General features: G+C 52.7%; 13 protein-coding genes and 1 riboswitch. Of the genes, 12 read left to right on the plus strand and 1 reads right to left on the minus strand.

Going from position 1 to position 20,061, the window contains the following annotated elements:
* Positions 1-16: 16 nt before the first annotated feature.
* Positions 17-244, minus strand: coding sequence for an RNA-binding S4 domain-containing protein (locus tag ACYQ8U_RS11165; RefSeq protein WP_459945624.1), 228 nt, complete (start codon positions 242-244; stop codon positions 17-19).
* 296 nt (positions 245-540) lie between these two features.
* Here ACYQ8U_RS11165 and ACYQ8U_RS11170 point away from each other — a divergent pair, with 296 nt between their 5' ends.
* The 12 genes from ACYQ8U_RS11170 (at position 541) to ACYQ8U_RS11225 (ending at position 20,059) form a co-directional block, all read left to right on the plus strand.
* The gene (locus tag ACYQ8U_RS11170; protein WP_459945625.1) at positions 541-975 is read left to right on the plus strand and encodes a hypothetical protein; all 435 of its coding nucleotides are present in this window, start codon (positions 541-543) and stop codon (positions 973-975) included.
* Positions 976-2,225: 1,250 nt separating this feature from the next.
* A riboswitch (cyclic di-GMP riboswitch) is annotated at positions 2,226-2,299 on the plus strand.
* A gap of 364 nt (positions 2,300-2,663) precedes the next feature.
* Entirely contained in the window at positions 2,664-5,102 is a 2,439-nt protein-coding gene (locus ACYQ8U_RS11175; protein ID WP_459945626.1) for a phage tail sheath family protein, read from the plus strand.
* Positions 5,103-5,123: 21 nt separating this feature from the next.
* On the plus strand, positions 5,124-5,624 hold the full coding sequence (locus ACYQ8U_RS11180) for a phage tail protein (RefSeq protein WP_459945627.1): 501 nt from the start codon (positions 5,124-5,126) through the stop codon (positions 5,622-5,624).
* A 13-nt stretch (positions 5,625-5,637) separates the two neighbouring features.
* Complete coding sequence (locus tag ACYQ8U_RS11185; RefSeq protein WP_459945628.1) at positions 5,638-6,432, plus strand: hypothetical protein; 795 nt, start codon at positions 5,638-5,640, stop codon at positions 6,430-6,432.
* On the plus strand, positions 6,429-7,211 hold the full coding sequence (locus tag ACYQ8U_RS11190) for a hypothetical protein (protein ID WP_459945629.1): 783 nt from the start codon (positions 6,429-6,431) through the stop codon (positions 7,209-7,211). The genes ACYQ8U_RS11185 and ACYQ8U_RS11190 overlap by 4 nt, the downstream gene beginning before the upstream one ends.
* Complete coding sequence (locus tag ACYQ8U_RS11195) at positions 7,208-8,506, plus strand: Pvc16 family protein (RefSeq protein ID WP_459945630.1); 1,299 nt, start codon at positions 7,208-7,210, stop codon at positions 8,504-8,506. The genes ACYQ8U_RS11190 and ACYQ8U_RS11195 overlap by 4 nt, the downstream gene beginning before the upstream one ends.
* Entirely contained in the window at positions 8,503-10,392 is a 1,890-nt protein-coding gene (locus ACYQ8U_RS11200; protein ID WP_459945631.1) for an ATP-binding protein, read from the plus strand. The genes ACYQ8U_RS11195 and ACYQ8U_RS11200 overlap by 4 nt, the downstream gene beginning before the upstream one ends.
* On the plus strand, positions 10,389-17,309 hold the full coding sequence (locus ACYQ8U_RS11205) for an eCIS core domain-containing protein (RefSeq protein WP_459945632.1): 6,921 nt from the start codon (positions 10,389-10,391) through the stop codon (positions 17,307-17,309). The genes ACYQ8U_RS11200 and ACYQ8U_RS11205 overlap by 4 nt, the downstream gene beginning before the upstream one ends.
* Before the next feature lies 1 nt (position 17,310).
* Positions 17,311-18,123, plus strand: a complete 813-nt coding sequence (locus ACYQ8U_RS11210) for a hypothetical protein (protein ID WP_459945633.1) — start codon at positions 17,311-17,313, stop codon at positions 18,121-18,123.
* Between the two features lie 17 nt (positions 18,124-18,140).
* Positions 18,141-18,413: a hypothetical protein gene (locus ACYQ8U_RS11215; protein ID WP_459945634.1), complete on the plus strand. Its 273-nt coding sequence runs from the start codon at positions 18,141-18,143 to the stop codon at positions 18,411-18,413.
* A gap of 11 nt (positions 18,414-18,424) precedes the next feature.
* Positions 18,425-19,486: a hypothetical protein gene (locus tag ACYQ8U_RS11220; protein ID WP_459945635.1), complete on the plus strand. Its 1,062-nt coding sequence runs from the start codon at positions 18,425-18,427 to the stop codon at positions 19,484-19,486.
* A 12-nt stretch (positions 19,487-19,498) separates the two neighbouring features.
* Positions 19,499-20,059 (plus strand): phage baseplate assembly protein V, encoded by a 561-nt coding sequence (locus tag ACYQ8U_RS11225; RefSeq protein WP_459945636.1) that lies wholly within the window; start codon positions 19,499-19,501, stop codon positions 20,057-20,059.
* Positions 20,060-20,061: the final 2 nt, after the last annotated feature.

Here is a 20,061-nt window from a genome sequence, read left to right on the forward strand (position 1 = left end):
CGACCGCAAACAGCACCTACATCTCAAGGTCTACGATCCATGTTCCACCGTCGACAGTTATCTCGTCGAGGTGGCGGAGTTGTTTACCCCGTCTTGTTTCCGTAGCATTGTTTACCATAACCTCGCCATTCTGGATCCTCATCTTAGCCTCAAACCCATCTTGAACGAGATCGGCAAGTTTTAGAAATTGGCCGAGCCGAATCGGCAGGTTTTTCACCTTTATTCTTTTGTTTTGAGCGGACATCTTTTTTTGACCTCCTGTCGGGGCAGGTAATGGAGGGAAAGGTTGAATGTAAAGTTGTTCAAATAATTCAATTATTGTGGTATAACGTTAACGTGTTGTTTTTTGATGATTTGTATATTCATCATTCTCAGTGGAGAGCGGTCCTGTCGTTTGGCAGGATCTTAAGAGAAAAAAGCTACGCGTATATATTTCGAGGTTACGTATAATAATTTTACATGGGGGTTGAGATTATGCAAATGAAAACAATTGGTAATTTTTGTAGTTTAATTCTGTTGATAGGTCTGATGACCGGATGCATGAATGGTACCTTTGGCAGAAGCGGAACAACCGCACAGCCGATAGGCGACGATCTGGCTAATGATACGACCATGGTCGAAAGTTACGGGGATATTGATTTACCGGCTGAGATGAGCTTGATAACCGATAAGAGTATAGCCATGAGTACCGATTCCTTCCAGGGTGGTATTCACAGTTACAGTGGCCGTGTGCAGGTCGGTTCTCTTAAAGATTATCTCATTGCTTCCATGCGTAATAACCAATGGAAACTGGTAGGTGAAGCGTCCTATAAAAACGTCATGCTTGCCTTCACCAAACCCAACAAGACATGCATGGTCGTTTTATCTGAAGGTATAGGCGGAACATTAGGTAAAACCCAGGCCGATTTTTACGTGACGGTCGATGTGGCGGCGATGAAACGAACCAATCCCTTTAACGCGCCGGTCACTCAGTAACCTTGTAACCTTCTCATTCCGCCCACCCTGAGGTAAAATGGACAACCAGGCCTTTGCATGATTGTCCATTTTACCTCAGGGTGGTTTTTTAGCCTTGGCACCAGAGGGAAGTGGCTGGTCCTGCTTTTCGTAAGACTACAACAAAAAAAGCCACCTAGAAATTAATCTAGGTGGCTGTAATTGCTTGGTGACCCCAAGGGGACTCGAACCCCTGTTACCGGCGTGAGAGGGCGGTCTGGTGCGTATTTCACCTGAAATTACTAGATATTTCGCACAAAAAAAGCCATTCTCGACCATAAAAAGCCGTCAAAAAAGCCGTCATTTTAGATCGGTATTTTGGCGGCTTTTGCTTTTTTTTTCATCATTTTTTCATCTGATCTGACCTTCGTATCATCGACTTTAGCATTAACAGCTTTGTCCATTTTCTCAAATCTGTAGAAAACAACTCACCGCAGGACTGCACGTCATCTTGCATTCCGGACGGATTTTTTCAGAGCAATATAGTGTACCCCTCTTTCTGTAATGGAGATGGAGCGAAGAGGGTAACATGTCCGAAGTTACTTCTTGGTCAACCAGCAATGGGAGGAACCTTCTAGTAATGCGAACCTTACTGAGTGGGGGACATGAAGAGTCGCATGACATGAGAGTGTCACGTATGGTTTCGTGAGAGCCTGAGGGTGAGATTCCCCTGGGCGACTCAACTCAATAATTGAAACCGTGACAGCAAGAGATTTTTTGGAACTTATCAATTATTGAAACTGCTCCATTCGGCGCCGTTATTTCGAAAATAATATTGAAATTCTGGAAGTGCCAGAAAGCTCCATTTCGATCCTGATATTCGGGCTTGATCAAGGTCAAAACACTCAGGAATTATGTTGCGAGATTGGTTTTGTTGTGTCTTTTCCTCTCTGTTTGCTTTTCCACCCTCCTTTTGTAGTTGTAAATATTTATCTCTTCTTCCTCCCTTTTCTTTGGATTTCCTTCTTTTCCTTCCTTGCAAGAGGCTGACGGGGAGGTAAGAGATGGCCCAATAAGTTATGTTGCAAAGAAAAGAATAATCATTCCCAAAAATTACATAACGTTTTGAAATGATAAAGAAAAAGAGGCAGTCAGTATTTTGCTTGAAAAGTGAAATAATTTCAGACAGATAGGTCAACTCGCAACATAACAGGAATTAGTTAAACATTTCTTGACTCCTTTTGTTAGAATATGTTATGAAATAAGCAGATGATATGAATCATTTAATCTCATAAAGACAAAGCCAAACCTGCCGTAAGGCAGGGACGGAAAGCTACGGGTCTCAACAGATAGCCGAGCTGCCTTGCGAAAAGGTGGTTCGGCTATCTGTTTTTAATGATTGGATCATTCCTCTGCCAACAATTTGATGTAATGGACAAAACGGTAATCTTAATAGTTCCGTGTCGTTGGGAATTGAGGGTACAATAACCTATCGGTGCACCTACCCCAAGCTTGTGCACTTTCTACAAGATGGTTGTTACGCCAGGATTTGCATCCAGTGCAAATCCTGGCGGAGGCTTTGAATTAGTTCTGCCAGCAAAACATGGCAGAAGGCGTACATCTAACCGATGGGTTAACTCGATGTCACATAAATGCTCAGGGTTTATCGGCCTTGGATGAAGGGGTGGTGTTACAGCCTTGTTAGAAACTTTCTTCATTAGGAGGGAAACATGCCAATCGCAGTCAGCTATCCAGGAGTTTATGTACAAGAGCTCGCCAGTGGTGTGCGCACCATTGTTGGTGTCGGTACGTCAATCGGCATGTTTATTGGTCGTGCCAAATCTGGGCTAATGTTCTCGCCGACTCAGTGTTTGAATTACGAAGACTTTACACGCAATTTCTCTGCGGAATACGCAAATTCTGATCTGGCGCGAGCAATAAAACTGTTCTTTATCAATGGCGGCACTCAATGTTATGTCACACGCATAGCAAAAGGAGCGGTCGCTGCCACAGTGACGCTGAGAAACGATACCCATAATGCCGATGTACTGCTTGTTACCGCGAAATCCGCAGGTCTATTCGGCGAATCAATCCGTGTTGCAGTCAATTACAACACAACATTGCCTGAAGCGACATTTAATTTAGAGGTTTTCCGCTGGAACAAGACGTCAACAGGAGCGCTGCAGAAGACGCAAGTGGAGAACTATGTAGCATTGTCCATGAACCCAAACCATCCGAGGTATGCTCCTGATATCATCCATCCGTCCTCAGCCTTAATCGATGTAAGTGACCTTGGCGCCGCCGTGGCAACCGATGGATACTCCCAATCGGGTTATGCTCTCTCGGCGTCCACGGATACGATATTTCGAACTCAGTGGCGAAGTATGTTAGGTGCGGCAAGCACTAACAATCGCTTTCGTATCAGCGTTGACAGCAATGCGATGGTCGAAATCGACCTCAGTAGCATCGATTTTGACGAAGCGCCTAGCGCAACAAATCCAAATCCCCTCAATACGCCCGCGACAGCTCAAGCAAATCTAGCAACGCGGATTCAATCTGTAATCAATATGGCGTTACCGGCCGGCTCCACAGTAAGCGTTTCAATGCAGCCAGGACCAACAGGTTCCGCAGGTGAAGACAACGCTTCAACCGTGCTGCTACGTATAGCCTCGTTAAATGGCGATGTATTAATCGAACCGGCACAAAACAGCGACCTAACGGTTCCTCTGATGCTGGGAACCGCACAAGGTGGGCGCGAAGTATCAAAATGGGCTACAAAACGACCGGCGCCGTGCGGATACGTGACCTCGATAGGCGATATAACAGCATTTGCACAGCGCGAACAAACCGTGTTTGACACTATCGTTGTCAATGGCAACGATGTAGATGTATCTGCCGTGGGCGCATATTCAATCGGTACGTTGGTGCCCCCGCCCGCCGGAATCGTACAACCCCGTATGTATCAGGATGCCACTGCGACCACCCAGAACAACGGACGAAACGGGGTGCGTGAAAAACTGGCCATTATCGCGTCGGCAATCAATGCCCAAAGTCTGGCGGATAGCAATTTTTCATTTAGTGCGGAAGTGTGGGGTGATCGTCTCGCGGTGATACCGACCGGAGGCAACGACAACGGATTGACAACTGTAACCACAGAGCTGGGCGCCGCAGCGGGCCCAAATTTGTCAACGTCCTCCCCCAATGCACGTTATTACTCACTCGGAGCCACGGGTGTAGGACCGTACCAAACCGCGGGTACTCCGGCAAACGACGGCATTGCCCCGGGAGCATCGGATTATGAGATGGCATACACGGTCATTGATCGTGAAGTGGACCTGTTCAATTTGCTGGTACTTCCCAAGGATGCCGACCACTCGGAAGCGACAACACGCAAATTGTGGGGTCCGGCTTCGGCGTTTTGCCAAAAGCGCCGCTCTTTTCTTCTGATGGATCCGCCTTCAGATTGGAGTGACTCTCAAAAGGCCGTAGACGCAAGTGTTGGCGTCAATACCCTGCGTGTTGGCCTGGTAAAAGACCATAGCGCTGTGTTCTATCCGTGCTTGAAGATCGACGAAAACGGCAAAGAAATTTATGTAGGCCCCTCCGGAGCCGTTGCCGGACTAATGGCACGTATTGATAGTACCCGAGGTGTTTGGAAGGCTCCCGCCGGTACAGAAGCCGACTTGCGTGGTGTAATTGGCGTCGAAAAACGGTTTTCCGACGGCGAAAATGGCGTGATGAACCCCAAGGCGATCAATACGATACGCGTCTTCCCCAATGGTATCGTGAACTGGGGTGCGCGCACTATGGATGGTGATGATAGTTTCGCTTCGGAATATAAATATATCCCCATACGCCGCCTCGCCTTGTTCCTGGAAGAAAGCCTGTATCGCGGATTGAGGTGGGTGGTATTTGAACCCAATGATGAACCGTTATGGGCGCAGATTCGACTCAACGTAGGGGCGTTCATGCATAACTTGTTCCGCCAGGGAGCATTCCAGGGGGCTTCACCTCGTGAGGCCTATTTTGTTAAATGCGATGCTAGCACCACGACGCAAAACGATCGCAATCTAGGAATCGTAAATATTGTCGTCGGTTTCGCCCCGCTCAAGCCTGCTGAATTTGTTGTGCTCTATCTGCAACAAATTGCTGGTCAAATCCAATCCTAATTCCATAAGGAGCGAGCCCTCATGCCACAATTTGCTGTGAATACTCATCGCTTTGACCCTTATAAAAACATGAAATTTCGGATTAAATGGGATGGTCGCTATGTTGCTGGCGTATCCAAGATATCAGCGTTGAAGCGTTCCACTGAGGTTGTCACACACCGTGAAGGGGGCGATCCAAGTACGTCCCGTGTTTCGCCTTCGGTATGGAAATTTGAGCCGATTACCCTGGAACGTGGCGTGACCCATGATGTGGAGTTCGAAACTTGGGCAAATAAAGTCTATAGCGTTGAAGCTGGAATCGTATTGTCGTTAAAGGATTTCCGCAAAGACTTGACCATCGAATTGCTTAATGAGCAAGGCAAGGTCGCCAAAGCATACAAGGTATATCGCTGCTGGGTGACCGAATATCAAGCCTTACCCGAACTCGATGCGAATGGTCACGCCGTGGCAATCGAACACATGGTACTTCAAAACGAGGGTTGGGAGCGCGATACTGACGTCGCAGAGCCCACTGAAACCTAAAAGAGGCTAAACCATGCGACCTGAGCGCGTGATGCTGCGATTTGTTCAGCAAGCGGCCGAACGCCCCGGAGGAAGCGAGCCGCACTATGTCGAACTTCGCGAACTCTGCGGGCACGATGAAATAGAACTGGACGGTGTCAATACAGCGGCCGCCTTGCGTTTGCTCGGGCGTTTGATGGGTGATGCCCCTGAGATCAATACAAGCGACCGCAATCCCAACGTCAGGAAACTATGCGCGAGTGATCGTGATGCTCTATTCGCAGCTCTACATCGGCAGCGTTGGGGAGACCGCATAGTTTCAACTCTATCCTGCCAGGGATGCAGTCGCGAGTTTGACTTGTCGTTTAACTTGTCCACCTTGCAGCGGTCGATATACGGCGACGCGAAACAAGCATCCTTAAAATTGACATCAGAGCAACATCTTACACCCCCGCTCGCCGAGCAAGAACTGGCGGCGGCTGATTACGGCGTTGCAGAAGGCGTTGTCTTTCTGGCCTCATGGGTTGCCGGAAACGCTGACATTGACAGTGGCGGTATGACCTCCGAAACACTATCCCGGCTCAGCGACAGGCTCGATGCGGTAGCTCCGCTGCTTGATGTTGATCTCAAGGCAATCTGCCCCGAATGCGGTCACGAACAAATCGCCCGATTTGATATCCAAACATTTGTCATGCAACGTCTGCTCGGTGAACGTGAACAGCTATTGCAAGATCTTCATTGTATGGCGTTGAACTATAGATGGAGCTTGTCGGAGTTATTATCGCTGCCGACATCGACGCGTCGCGCCATGGCTGAGAGGTTGGTATGAATTACTTCGAACGTTTACTGACACGAGCCTTGGCACAAACTGGAGGGAATACTCAAAGCTTGTTCGATCCTTTCGAGCAAACCGTCGCCGACCTCGAATGGCCGATCTCCAAAGCCGTTCCAACAAACGAAAACAGTGACACAGCTAATGCGATACTGCCTCTCACTTCGCTCGTTGTCCACGAAACGACGTGGTTGAATGGCAAGGCAAGCACCGAGCAGACTGATATATCAGACTCACAGGCACAGGCGATGGCGGAACCAATGACGTCCGATCTTCGAGTCGTACCACCATCAGTTATGCCTAAACCACCAGGCGACGATAATCCGGCCGTAAACCACGACCGCGATTTGGGGTCCGTGACAGAAACGAACCACCATGCCCTGCAACATGCCGATGAATTCATGCGCGCGTTGGGCGTGAATGCGAGCATTGGGACGTCTGTTTCGCCGCGTACGGAAAAAATCGAACCGACCAAAGCGCAAACCGCCAGCGCCATGGCGCCATCACAATTGGTACGTCCACCCGTCGTACCCGTCACACCTAAGACAAGTAAGGAGCGCCCACCATCATCAGGCAGCAGAAGCGCTGATACTGTTTCTGAATCGTCGGCGCAAAAAAACAACGAGCCCCGCGAATCCTTAGCCGAAACAACAATACCCACTCGACTGACTACACCACAGATCGAGACCCATGTTGTGGTTCGTACGTCGTCAATCAGTTGGGTTGAAGAAATACAACAGTCAAGGTCTCGCGCCTTCGGCATGGGGCAGTTATGAGTTTACTCGACCTTAGCCTCGTAACCCGCACCTTCACCAAGTTATTGGAGACGCGTATACCTCTTTTTCCCGAGTGGCCTGCAGGAACGACCCTAACGGTGTCGGCAGGTGCCCCGGACCTGGTTAATGCGACTTACGGGTTGAGTTTCTATTTGTATCATGTACGAGAAGATGCGCATACCAAGTCGCAAGATTGGCAAGCAGATGATCCGGTACCGCAACGATTCAAGCCAATGGGATTGTCTTTGTTTTACGTATTGGCACCGCGCAGTAACATAGATGATGCAAATCAGCGTGCACTGACTGAGCAGTTGATTATGGGATTGGCGTTAAAAACCCTGCATGACATGCCCTACATCGACAATTCCAGTAGCGTTATGACTCCGGGTGGGCCGGTATTGATAATGCCTACGACGATGCGCGGACGACAAAATCGCCTGCGCATTCAGTTGCGTCCCACGCCGGTGGAGGACGCCAGTCAATACTGGCAAGCGGGTACGCAACCCATGCGCCTGACCGGATACTACGAGGTGGCCGCAACGCTGCTGCAGCCCGACGAGCCGTCGACGCGGCGCGGACGCGTATTAACGGTGGGCGTGCATACGCTGCTGCTCGGACAGCCTATAATTGAATCGACCCGCAATATGTTGACATTTACGTTGCCTGGCGAACTCGATGCGCGCACGCTGGAATTGTCGCCGGCGGAAGTTCCCTACGGTGCGACATTGGAGCTGGTTGGCGCCGATTTGAAAGGAGACAGAACGGCCTTATTGCTCAATCATCGCGATTTCGCAGAGCCCGTTGAGGTTGATGCTGCCTGGGCTCTCGTTAGCCGTGGCGATCGCTTAACGGTTACGGTACAGCCGAACGTAGGAGCACAAGCCTTGATACCGGGTATCTATGGCGCCATTGTACAAACCACGAAACGCAGTAGCCTCCCCAATGGTTCCCAGCGTGATTTTGACGCGTATTCGAATGAGGCCGCGTTTGTCATCGCACCGAGTATCAATACTAGTGCGACCAATGCTGGTGTAATTACGCTGACGATGAATGGCTTTGAACCGCACGGCCTCAGCGTTGACGAAATATCGGTGTTCGTCGGGTCCACTCGTTTAACCCGCACAGCAGCGAATCCGCCCACGGCCGGACAATTTCACACACCCGTAGCGCCAATTGCCGAAATACACGATATCCGTTTGCGTATGCCGGCCGGTACCACGCCGGGAAGTATTTTACCGATTCGCATCATCATCCGTGACGCCGAATCAGGACCGCATTGGGAAGTTGCACCATGATTGCCCCGCAGCCGCAAGCGCGGTTTCGCGACGAGTCCTCCGGTGACCGAACGGGGTATATCGAACGCGATCGTCAGCGAGAGCGCGTTATCGCCGCCATGAATGGTGAATTTCTGGAATTGCCGGCAGGTCGTCTTACCGATTTGGCATATCTTTTCGGGCTTAGTCCCCTCGATGTTGATACTCTGGCGGTTTTGTGGGTGGGCGCATTTGATCCGGAGTTACGCCTTCAGCTTGCCAAACGAGAGGTCTTTTGCGGACAGATAACCGCCCGCTTGATCGCCAATTTGTTTGGACATTCTCCCCGCGTGCTATTAATGAGCGAATCGCCGCTTTTGTTGTGGAAAATGGTACAGGAGCATCCATTTGTCGATGGCGGTGCCGCGTTGACCTTAGACCCAGCCATTTTGGCATGGCTGGAGGGTGATCACGAGCTCAATCGAGCCCTTGCGGGAAGGGTACAGCTGCTCGCCAAGGGACATGAGTCATCTCAATGGGCAGTTACACAGCTTGCAGAAAAGGTACAACATGGTCTGCAACGCGGTCAGCGCTGGCGGGTGCAACTTGTTACCGACGATATGCTGGCCGCAAGCTGGTTCGCCGCTGCATTGGGGGGTCGGGTCAGTTTGCCTGTTCTTCATGTCCGTGCAGGCGAACTCTCAGACGAAGCCAATAGTGCCGTGTACCTCCACCGCCAGGCTTTCCTGGATAGCTGTATTCCCTGTGTGTTCATTTCAGACGCAGCGCTGACACGGCCGACAGGAGTACTGGCCTACCCGGTTCAAATAGTTCTAGGAAAAGGGACCTTGCCGCCCGCCTCTGACGTGCAGGATGTCGAATACATACTACCGTTGCCAGACATCGACGAGCGTGAAGCTCTGTGGCGAGCGCTCTGGCCTGAATCCGCGGCGTGGTCTGCGCACGAGCTGGCCGACCTCGCGTTGTGTCATGAGGCGAGCGTGAGTGATATCGCCGAAGCCGCACGTTCAGCACCTTCGAGTGCTGCCCAGGCGGCGCTTTCGCTACGCGAACAAGCGCGCGGTGATTTGGGCCCCCTTGTGCGTCGTATCGATAGCCCTTTCCTCTGGAGTGACCTCGTGTTATCCGAGCCGGTGCATCAACGTTTACAGGAAATAGTCTTCGAGGCGCGAGAACGAACACGTGTATGGGCAGACCCGTCGGCAGCAAGACTCTTTCCCTACGGTCGCGGGCTGGTTGCATTGTTCGCGGGGGCGCCGGGTACGGGCAAGACCATGGCCGCCCAAGTCATCGCGGCAGATCTTGGGCTTGACCTGCTTGCAGTCGATCTCTCGGCAGTGGTCAGCAAGTGGGTGGGCGAGACCGCGCAACACCTTCAGAAAATCCTGTCATCGCGCGCGTCCCAACGTGCCATACTACTCTTTGACGAGGCCGATGCACTTTATGCCAAGCGTGTGGCGGAGGTGCGCGACGCACAGGACCGCTTCGCCAATGTCGATACCAGCCACCTCATGACGGCGCTCGAGGCATATCCCGGCATTGTGCTACTGGCGAGCAACCTCAAGGGCAATATCGACAGCGCCTTCCTGAGGCGTATCCGACATGTGGTTGACTTCCCCAAACCCGACGGCACAGCTCGCGAACGAATTTGGAACCTCGCTGTGGAAGCTTTGTTCGGGGCGTCTGAAGCACAGCGGCTTGCGCCCGATCTGCAGCGCATCGCGAGCATCGAAGCAACGGGCGCGTTGATTAAAAGTGCGGCGCTTTCGTCGCTGTTTGCTGCGCGACGGACGGATCGGCCGCCAGATGTCATACTGTTTGGCGAGATGCTGGCGCGTGAGTTGGCTAAGGAAGGCGTGGGATTGTCGGCGCGGGAACTTGAAGACGTGCTGGGTGATGGGCCATGAAAGGACTCGCAACCCAAGCAAGAAATTCAAGAAAACGCGGACAGCTGGCAACTTCGAGTGTACAGCGAAAGGCTGCAATTCGTATAAGCCAAAGCGATAGCCACGAGCGTCAAGCTGAGCAACGCGGTGTGATGTTTGCCCGTGGCCAAACAGGCCTTTCGCATGGTCTGTCGAGCGTACCGGCTGCGGGATTTGTACTGCCAACGAGCGTTGGCGAACCACTGCCAAGTGAGCTCCGTGCGTCGCTGGAAACAGCGTTTGATGCACAATTCGCTGCTGTGCGAATCCACCGCGATGCCCCGGCCTCACGGGCAGCGGAAAGACAACACGCAAACGCATTCACCAGCGGCACCCATATTTATTTCAATGCAAATCGGTTTCGACCGGACCTGCCCGCTGGACGTGAATTATTGGCACATGAAATCGCGCATGTACTACAGCAGACGGCGCGTGCCGGCTCCTCTCGGGTGCAAGCAACGGAAATTCAAGGCAACGCCGATGTGCAACGTGAGTGGCGCAGCCCATTAACCAGTACGGCGTCAATTCCCGAAATCGATCAGATATTGCTGACGCACCGTAACGCGTTGACCTCCGGCAGCGCTGAGTACGGTCTGATCGACACCTTGCTGCGGCAATACACTGCAGAGAACGCTCAAAACAGTGCTGCCGGTATCGCCTATTGGGCAACTCGCGCCGCCCATGTCCTGTCCGACCAAACCGATCCGGTACTGGGCAGCACACCCAATAACTCCCATATCGCAGTTGCCTCGGCCCTGTATGACGCCTTAAAGGCCAGTTCACAAACGGGTGCCGCCGCCCGCCTGTTAAAAGACCGCTCTGATTTAACTACCACGTTTTTCTCAGCGGAGACCTATCAACAATATGCCGAATCCTTGGGCACAAACATCGCTTCCCTCATACAGCGTGTTTATGCTGACTGGTATGGTTCCAGCTGGTTTGGTACCACCGGATCACCCCGTTTTATGCTTGACCTTACATTGATGACACTTCTGTCACCAACGGTTAGAAACATAGCTTATCACCGGGTTAGTGCTGGTATTCTTTTAGATGTTGTGGACGCTGAATTGAATCGGCGCAATAACGGCCAACTTGGACCGAATGAACTGCATTACATTACGGTAAATGTTGCTTTGGAACTGGAGGCTATACGCCATACGACGCTAACCCGGGTACGCGACGAAGTGGCGAGATTGGCCGGTGTCAGTGAGCGTAATTTAAGCGATATCAAGCTTAGCTGGGCGCGAACACTACTGAACAACGTAAATAGATCATTACGTGAACGTGCGCAAACATATGCCGCCACCACAGGACCGACACCCAGTGTTCGGATGGCACGCGAAACGCTAAATATTTGGTTTGATGACTTTGCTCCCGCACTGCGCGACATGGCGCAATACGCGATTGATTTTTGGGCAGGTGTCAGTCTGTTCTCCCAAAGCTTGAACGACAATGCTGCCATGACCGGCCTCGGCATTACCGCAGCGTCACAGCTTTCACAAATCGAAACAGTCATTCCCGGTTATAAGCAACAATTAACGGATTTTATACGGGCGATTCTGGCACGCCGGTCGGACGGCAGTCTTCACGACCCAGCAACATTTGTCAGCCAACGGGATGCAGCGGTTAGCATGCTCGACCGAGAGGTAAGACTTTTGGTTGAGCGTCCCTTGGCCGATCGCTTGATCGACGCCTTGTCATCGAGTCGTGCCGGTCGCCAAGCCTTTGAATTTAGTGCCACCAGGGCAGCAGCGGCATTGCCACCGGCTACGCGCGCCCTTTACGCTTGGGCGCTGCACACGGCGACTGACTTAAGGCACATGGCGCGCACCGGCTATTCGGCCAGCGAAGATGCCGCCATGATTGCGCGACAGCGTAGCGTCGATCCCCACGCTATGGCAACTGATCTGCGTGATTTCTTCCGTATACGATTTTCCAGAAAAGTCTTCACGATAGCACTACTAGCCGGTTGGGATGATTGGCAAACCCTCGTCCGGCCGATTCTTACTGCCCAGGAAATAAGAGGGGTTGGCGACAGTGGCGCACCGATAACCGGTGATTATGTTGCGTTTCGTGGTGACTGGGCATTACATGAGGGCGTTTCCATTACCCGCATGGAAGAGGACATACCGACATCACCACGCGGTTTTGAACCGTTACACACGCGAGACTTGGTTAACTTCTTTGTTGCCGAGGAATATTTCGCAGTCAGTGAGGAAATAAACACGGTATTGGGCAACACGGCGTGGACTTACGGTTTAACGGCAGAGCCGGTGATCAATACGGCGATGCACAACGCGCGCGCGCGTTTTCGTCCGCAGCGTTACGTTATACCGGAATGGGAGTGGATAACGCCCTGGTTTATACGCAATGGCCGCAACCAACGCGATCCGCGCACCGAGTTACGTGTTTTACTCAGACAACATCCCTTGACCACGGGTTTAATTAATCGCCTGGTGTCAACACATACCAATGTCGCCTGGTCGGTCAACATCGGTGAGCACCAGGGACGCCGTGTACCAGTGCTATGGGCCATGCCTACTCCGTTCTACATTATAGATAGTCTTAAAGAAATCCCCGAAGTTAATGCACTGGTGATAGAGGGTATACCGACTTTAATACGGGTTATGTCTTCCCCTCAAGCGGGCAGCTTCTTGGGAGACAACTTACAACCGCTGCAACTGCCTACGCTACCGTCCCACCTGTCATTGGCGACACTGACGCAAGACCAATTGATGAACCTGGATACTTTGGTATGGTGGAATGTATGGCGCGCGATACTCGCCGTATACCAAGGCGCACAGCGTAGCGGATTGTTACGCCGTTTGCGCAGTGCCATGCTCGCGGCTCACTTGCCACAGGACTTGAGGACACAACGTCAACAGGCGTATCAACAGGTACTACTGGATCAACGCACCGCGCTAACGCACGAAAGGAGGCGCCGTATCGAGACCCAATGGCGACCGGCGCTGGAGGCTTTTGAATCCCGTTCATTTAACCGTTACCGTATCCCAGGCACCCGCGACAGAATCATCGAACGCTTATTGGCAGAGGAAATAGCAACCCGCATTCAAAGCTTTGTAGTATTATTTGACAACCGCGAAGAGTCACGAGCGCAAACAGCAATGGCATTGTTAGAATTGGCAGACACCATCAACGCCAAACTGGGCAGTGAACGGCAGATGAGCAATATTATCCCTTGGGTTCGCATGCTGGACGAGTCGCTGATATGGGCGAACGGCCCGGGCGCCAATGCAACTTTGCGCAATACTTACACCGTGCCGAATGAACATGGCAATACAACACTGTTCGAACAACGCCGGACTCACCTGCAAAATGTGATGGATCACATGGCAACCCGGCTACGTGAACAATACCGGGAGTGGGGTGTGGTTGGTGTCGCCGGTGATAATACCTTGGAAAATACGGGTCACGCGCATCCAGTCGGAAATACGCATCGTACCGTGGGACGCAACCAACCGTTTACCATTGACGGCGTGAATTGGGAAATACTACAGGTCCATACCAATTTCACATTCCATCCGGGCACACCGGCGCTACGCTCCATGCAGACACGCTCTATAGGGGGGTCAATTCTGAAAATCGGCAACGGTCCGGAGTTGGCTGATGATCAACGCCCCAGCGTTCCATTAATGCAAATCAGTATCAATGCAGGCGACCCCATCGACTTGATGGCAAACAATCCGGAACACACGGAGCTTCTAACCAATTTAACCTGGGCGGTACATCAGCACGCGATTCTGGAACAATTAGGCGACCTGGCCGCAGTGATCGAGACCTTTGGCAGTGTCATGATGGATGCCGCTGAACTATTCCCCGGAGCTGGGCAAGCCTTGGCCGCCGCGCGTTTGCTAACCACCGCTCTGGAGTTTGCTACCAGTGATTTGCCCGGTATGGTGGCCGACCTGGTGACCAATCCGCGAGAAACCCTGGAGAACATGCTAGGTCGATTGACCAGCATGATGCAAACTGAAAATCTACTCGGGTACTTGATATTCAGTGATAGTAACTTTGAAGGCTTCATCCGCGCACCGCGTGGCGCTACCCGATCGAGCGTCGCGCGAGGCAGTACCAGCCTTACGTTGCAACGTTTGCTGAGAAAGTTGCATAGCTTAATGCGCAGTGTCGGTCGTGTGTTTGCCCGGGTTCACGGCAACGTGCAGGATCGTCGCCAACAGCTTGAACAGATGGTTCAAGGCTCCCCTTGGGCGGTTCGCCTGGTGCAGATCATCGGCGACTATTATTTATTGATTGCAACGCTTGCCGACTATGCATCTGAATTCGCAGCCGATAGGGATGCGGCACTTGCCGAATTCAATCCCGCCAGCCTCAGCGACAACCTTAATAATATGATCAATGCCTTGGGTGAATTGGAGCTACCGGAGGAAATTCTGCCTTTGGAGGATCTAATTAATGTCTTAATCGACGTCATTGGCCATCGTCTGGGCGGCAAATACAAACTTGGTGTACGTATCCTGTTACAACTCTTGGATTATATAGGGGCACGGCAACGCGTAGTCAATGCCTTGGCCAATGAGCTACGCCGAGCTGACGTCACCACAGAAACTGTCTTGCCAATGTGGGAAGAACAAGTCATACCAGCCATACGGCGTTATTTACAAGACGCACAATCGGCGATACGCAATACCCTCAATGACACCTTTAATGCCTTTGAGGCACCGTTAAACCTGGCGGAACCACGCCCACAGATAAATCTCTCCGGTACCGAGTTCACCGCGGAAGGTCCCGAGGCACAACCATCCCTGACAGGTGACATCCATTCACAAATCAGTGAACAAGCCGGTGGTTACCTGGGCCAAGCGCAGGCAGGAGAGCTATTGCAAAATATTGCCAGCAGCGGTGGTGAACCGTTACCGCAAACGATGCTTGACGAAGCCCGAGTGCGATTCAGTCAGGATTTCTCCCATGTACGCCTGCATCGCGGTTCCAATGCCAGCCGACTAACAGAAGCAATAGGCGCATTCGCGTTGACCAGCGGCAGTCACGTGGTGCTGGGTGGAGGCGTACCGATTGATAGAGGTTCACGCGTTCTTTACCATGAGTTGGCGCATGTGGTTCAACAAACCGGGGTACAGACACCAGACCGTAGAACCCTTCCGTTACCGGGACGACCGGGCCGCGGGCTGGTTTGGAATGCGACAGACGAAACCCAGGCCGATACCCTGGCGACGACAGCAATGCGGGGCGATACGCGTCACATGGCGGGCATACGCCATCCTGGCTCTCGCATTGACGCTTGGCAACCGGCAATGATCGAATTATTGGGTCAACGCTTCTTGCGCCAAATGGTAGATGTCAGTTCAATACGTGAAGAAGTTGAAGATATTGACCGTACCCAAACCGGCACCGGGCGGCGCCTAATTGGGCGTGACGTACGGCATGCGGTCTCACATGTGGCACGAAATCTTAACAGCGTATTCAGACCCGGCAGTTCCGGACTACACACCACAAAACGAACCTATCAGAATAAACTGAACATCATATCCGAACACCTTCTCAACACGCGAACGCGCACGGATATCTCTGAGGCCATAGAAGACATCGCCATCCGATCCAGTTGGGAAGCCGAACCCGCACGTGGACGCCAACCGGCGCGCATGGCCTTGAACATACATGAATTCACCAGACGATTGGAACGCTATATCCTCGGCAAAACCGGCATCATGCTTGAATTAAATGCGGCACAACGCGGTCACGGCAGACGCGCCACCTTTCGCCACCCGAATAACCCTTACCAGAGTGCCGAAGTCAAGTTCGTTTTTCTCGCAGACGTGCATGGCAATTCGCGTTTATGGCGCGAGGCCCTGCAGTATCGCACTGTCGTGGGTGGAGCGCGTGGTGCCATCATTCCAGAAGCAGACCGTGCTACCCTGCGACGGCAGATACGTGCCATCCTACACGATCTCGGCCCGAGCACGTCGATTTGGCTAAGCAACGACTATCGATTCTCTCACCGGATTTTCAGTGCCGCTGAAGAACTTGCCAGCTTGCAACAGCGCGGTGGCATCGGCGGCATTCTTGCACCAGGGGACCTCCCCTCCGTCGACCACTACATCAACACAACCGGTACAGACGCCTCAGGTGTTAACGGCAATATACGCCTGCACCTAGGCACCTATAGCCAAAAAACCAGTGGAGAGCAATCGGGAAGGGAAAGAGAATCTCACCACATTACACAATATTTGTTGGTCGAATATTTTCACAATGGGAAACAAAACTATGCGGAAACCAACCAACGTCGAGCCGGCTTTCCACTGTTGAATAAAGATCTGGCAGCCTACGGCCCGGATATGCATTTAACCGGCAGCGGTAAGCCGGACCGGTTTACCGATATAAAGATTGATGAACTGGACCAAGACCGCGGTGGCAAAATGCCAACCATTTTACTTGCCAGACCGACACACAGGCGTGGCAATTTGCATGTATCCCCGAGCGCAGATGACTTTACCGATGCCGGGGTCAGCACCCAAGCGGGTGCTATTAACCATATCTATAAAAATGCCCTGCCGCGTGAGCAACGCGACTTGGAACGGCGTGTTGCCAACGATGAACGTCCCTATTCCGAATGGGAAACGTATCGCTCACGTCATAATATACGTCAACCCATCATCAACGCCATGCAAACAACCTACCGCTACATGCGCAACTACATGCAGCCACAGCTGAGAACAGCTCTAAAGACCATAGAGCGAGACTACTATAACGACATCTATGCAAGTCAGCATCCAAGCAGTTCGACTGAGCCTTTGACAAGAGACCACATGAACCAAGTCTGGAACCGGGCGGTGCGGCATAACGATGTCGGTGACAGTTCCCGCAACATAAAGGGTTTATCAGATTACGGATGGAGAGTTTAAGATGTCCAATACTGGCTATTCACGATCTCCCAAACTGCTCAAAGGCGCACTGATTTATTTCGGCGCCCCCATGCTCATTCCGATCCCCAATATCATCATCTTCCAATATAACCCTGAAACAATGACGCGTACCCTGACACCGTGGCAGCCGCCGCAGCGTACTCTGCATTGGGGCGAAAACGATGTCATTAACCCGGAAAATCGCTATGAAGCCTTGTCGCGCGAGCAGCGCTTGACCCTGTCGCAACCGTACGATCCGGCGGAAACGTTCACTCTACAACTGGAACTCGACGCGACCGATGCCCTCGAGCGCCCGGAATATCATCCGGTGGCAGTTGTTTCCGGGGTCGCCGACCGCCTCGCCGCCATCGAAATGTTGATGTACCCGCCCGGCGACAGCCTACTCGGTGGGCTGCTGGGCACGGTGTCGGGATCGGTGTCGTTTTCAGGTGGCGGTATCAGCGGCGGGTTTGGCGTCGATAGCGCAGCGGCGACGCAAATCGAAGCCAAGCCGGTGCCGGTGGTGCTGTTTTTCTGGGGGCCGGGGCGCATCGTGCCGGTGCGCATCACCAGTTTGAGCATTGAAGAACAACAATATTCGCCGTTGTTGTATCCACTGCGCGCCAAGGCAACCTTGGGTTTGCGCGTACTCGATTTGGACGATCTGGTACGTGTCAGCGGCGATCCGGCCACCGGCGCCGCGGTGGATATCGCCAAGGCTTGCTACAAGTTTACGCGCGGGCAGAAAGAAGCCTTGGCGTTGGCGAATCTTGCCAACAGCGTAGAGTCTATCATCGGCATGTTGCCAATATAACCGTGAGGGCCCGAACCATGTTCGACAACAAAAGCCGTTACGCAAAATTGAATCTGGTGTTGATGATCGATGCTCGCGGACGCACCGTTCCGGTGGTGCCGCCGGCGCCGGCGCTAGACCAAACCTTGCGGGGTATTCACTTGCTCCGCCAGGGTGAGCGTCCCGACCACCTGGCCACGTTGTATTTGGGCGATCCGAGCAGTTACTGGCGTTTGGCGGAAATGGCCAACGCCATGACCGCCGAGGTGCTTTCCGAGCAGCGCCAAATAAAAATTCCAGACCGTCGCTAAGGAGTGTGAACGTGCCCCTAGCCAATATTCTTATCAACGGCCTGCCCGACCGCACACTTACGCAACCCAATGCAGTGGAGGTTGTCGAAGCCGTCGGTGAATGGACTGTCTTTCGCCTGGAATATAATTTGACGTTGGACAACGAAGATATGCCACTATTGACCGAAGAAAGGTTGGGACCGGACAGCGCCATCGCGATTCAAGTGCGCGACGGCGATGCCTTCGCGGTCTTGGTCAACGGACCCGTCACACAACAAAAGATTCAACTGTATACTGGCGGCGAGGGCTCGAGCCTGCAGGTCATGGGTGGTGACTTGCGCATCACCATGGCGCGCGAACACCGTGTCAAGGTGTGGCCGACGACAACCGACAGCGGTGCGGTACTCGATATTTTATCGAACTATGAAGTAATGCCGCTGGTCGTTCTGCCCAGCACGGTCGTCCACACGGAAAGCAAGAATACCTTGACGCAACGTGAGACCGACTGGCATTTCGTCAACCGCATAGCCGAGCGCAACGGCTGCTGGTTTTGGTTGACCTACGACCCCGTGCTGGCGCTGGCGAGTGCCCACATCAAGCGCCCGCCGGTAGACGAAACACCGGTACTCGATTTGTACCTGTCGGGATCGAATCGAAACATCGAAACGTTCAGCCTGCAATGGAATACCGAGCGCACCGTTTCGGTCAGCTCCCAAGCTATGGACCTGGCCACCCTGGATGCGATGGACGGAGCGGCCGATCGCTCGCCATTGACCTCCCTGGCCTCATTGAGTTTTGCCGACATTGCAGCGTCCAGTCAAAAAGGCCAGTTGAGCGTGCCCATTGACGATGCCGGCGATCTAATCGTACGCAGCGAAGCGGCCTTGATCGAAGCGAGTTGGTTCGTGCAGGCACAGGTCAGCGTACGCTATTCCGTTTTATCGCAAGTTATTCGCAGTCACACCGTGGTCAACGTACATGGTGTGGGCGTGCGCCACAGTGGCAAGTATCTGGTGAGTCGGGTCGCTCACCAAATCACAGACGACGATCATGTAATGGTCGCCGATTTAATTCGGAACGGTTGGAACGCGTGATGGGGGAGTAAGATGGCAACGGATCGTTTAAGCAGACTGGAGAACGCAGTTTACCAGCGCGTCTATGGCAAATATGCCGGCAAAGTTATCGATAACAACGACTCGGCGGGGTTGGGGCGTTTGCTGGTTTCGGTTCCGGCGGTGCTATTGACCGAACAAAAATGGGCCATGCCCTGTGTTCCTTATGCAGGACCGAATGTGGGTAGCTATTTCTTGCCACCTGTAGATGCCGGGGTTTGGGTCGAATTTGAGGGTGGTGATGTTTCGCGGCCGATTTGGGTGGGCTGTTTTTGGGGCGATGGTCAATTGCCGACACAGGCTACCGACCCTGATCAGCGCGTTTTGGTAACGGAAACTTCGGAGCTCAGCATCGACGATAGTGCCGGCAAGGTTTTGATCAAGAACAACCAGAACGTCAGCACCACGTGGGATGCCGACGTCGCCACGCAAGCCGGTGATACCGCGACACATACTGTTGCCGCCAGTGGTATCGTGAGTGAAAACTCACCCGGCAAAGTGGAGGTCGGCAGCAGCGGTGTCAAGATAAACGACGGTGCATTTAGCGTAATGTGAGA

The sequence above is a fragment of the Desulfocastanea catecholica genome (genome assembly GCF_054657295.1).

Bases quoted from the DNA above. Each gene is read 5' to 3' on its own strand.
- ACYQ8U_RS11165 (WP_459945624.1), bottom strand. From the start codon at position 244: ATGTCCGCTCAAAACAAAAGAATAAAGGTGAAAAACCTGCCGATTCGG.
- ACYQ8U_RS11170 (WP_459945625.1), top strand. From the start codon at position 541: ATGAATGGTACCTTTGGCAGAAGCGGAACAACCGCACAGCCGATAGGC.
- ACYQ8U_RS11175 (WP_459945626.1), top strand. From the start codon at position 2,664: ATGCCAATCGCAGTCAGCTATCCAGGAGTTTATGTACAAGAGCTCGCC.
- ACYQ8U_RS11180 (WP_459945627.1), top strand. From the start codon at position 5,124: ATGCCACAATTTGCTGTGAATACTCATCGCTTTGACCCTTATAAAAAC.
- ACYQ8U_RS11185 (WP_459945628.1), top strand. From the start codon at position 5,638: ATGCGACCTGAGCGCGTGATGCTGCGATTTGTTCAGCAAGCGGCCGAA.
- ACYQ8U_RS11190 (WP_459945629.1), top strand. From the start codon at position 6,429: ATGAATTACTTCGAACGTTTACTGACACGAGCCTTGGCACAAACTGGA.
- ACYQ8U_RS11195 (WP_459945630.1), top strand. From the start codon at position 7,208: ATGAGTTTACTCGACCTTAGCCTCGTAACCCGCACCTTCACCAAGTTA.
- ACYQ8U_RS11200 (WP_459945631.1), top strand. From the start codon at position 8,503: ATGATTGCCCCGCAGCCGCAAGCGCGGTTTCGCGACGAGTCCTCCGGT.
- ACYQ8U_RS11205 (WP_459945632.1), top strand. From the start codon at position 10,389: ATGAAAGGACTCGCAACCCAAGCAAGAAATTCAAGAAAACGCGGACAG.
- ACYQ8U_RS11210 (WP_459945633.1), top strand. From the start codon at position 17,311: ATGTCCAATACTGGCTATTCACGATCTCCCAAACTGCTCAAAGGCGCA.
- ACYQ8U_RS11215 (WP_459945634.1), top strand. From the start codon at position 18,141: ATGTTCGACAACAAAAGCCGTTACGCAAAATTGAATCTGGTGTTGATG.
- ACYQ8U_RS11225 (WP_459945636.1), top strand. From the start codon at position 19,499: ATGGCAACGGATCGTTTAAGCAGACTGGAGAACGCAGTTTACCAGCGC.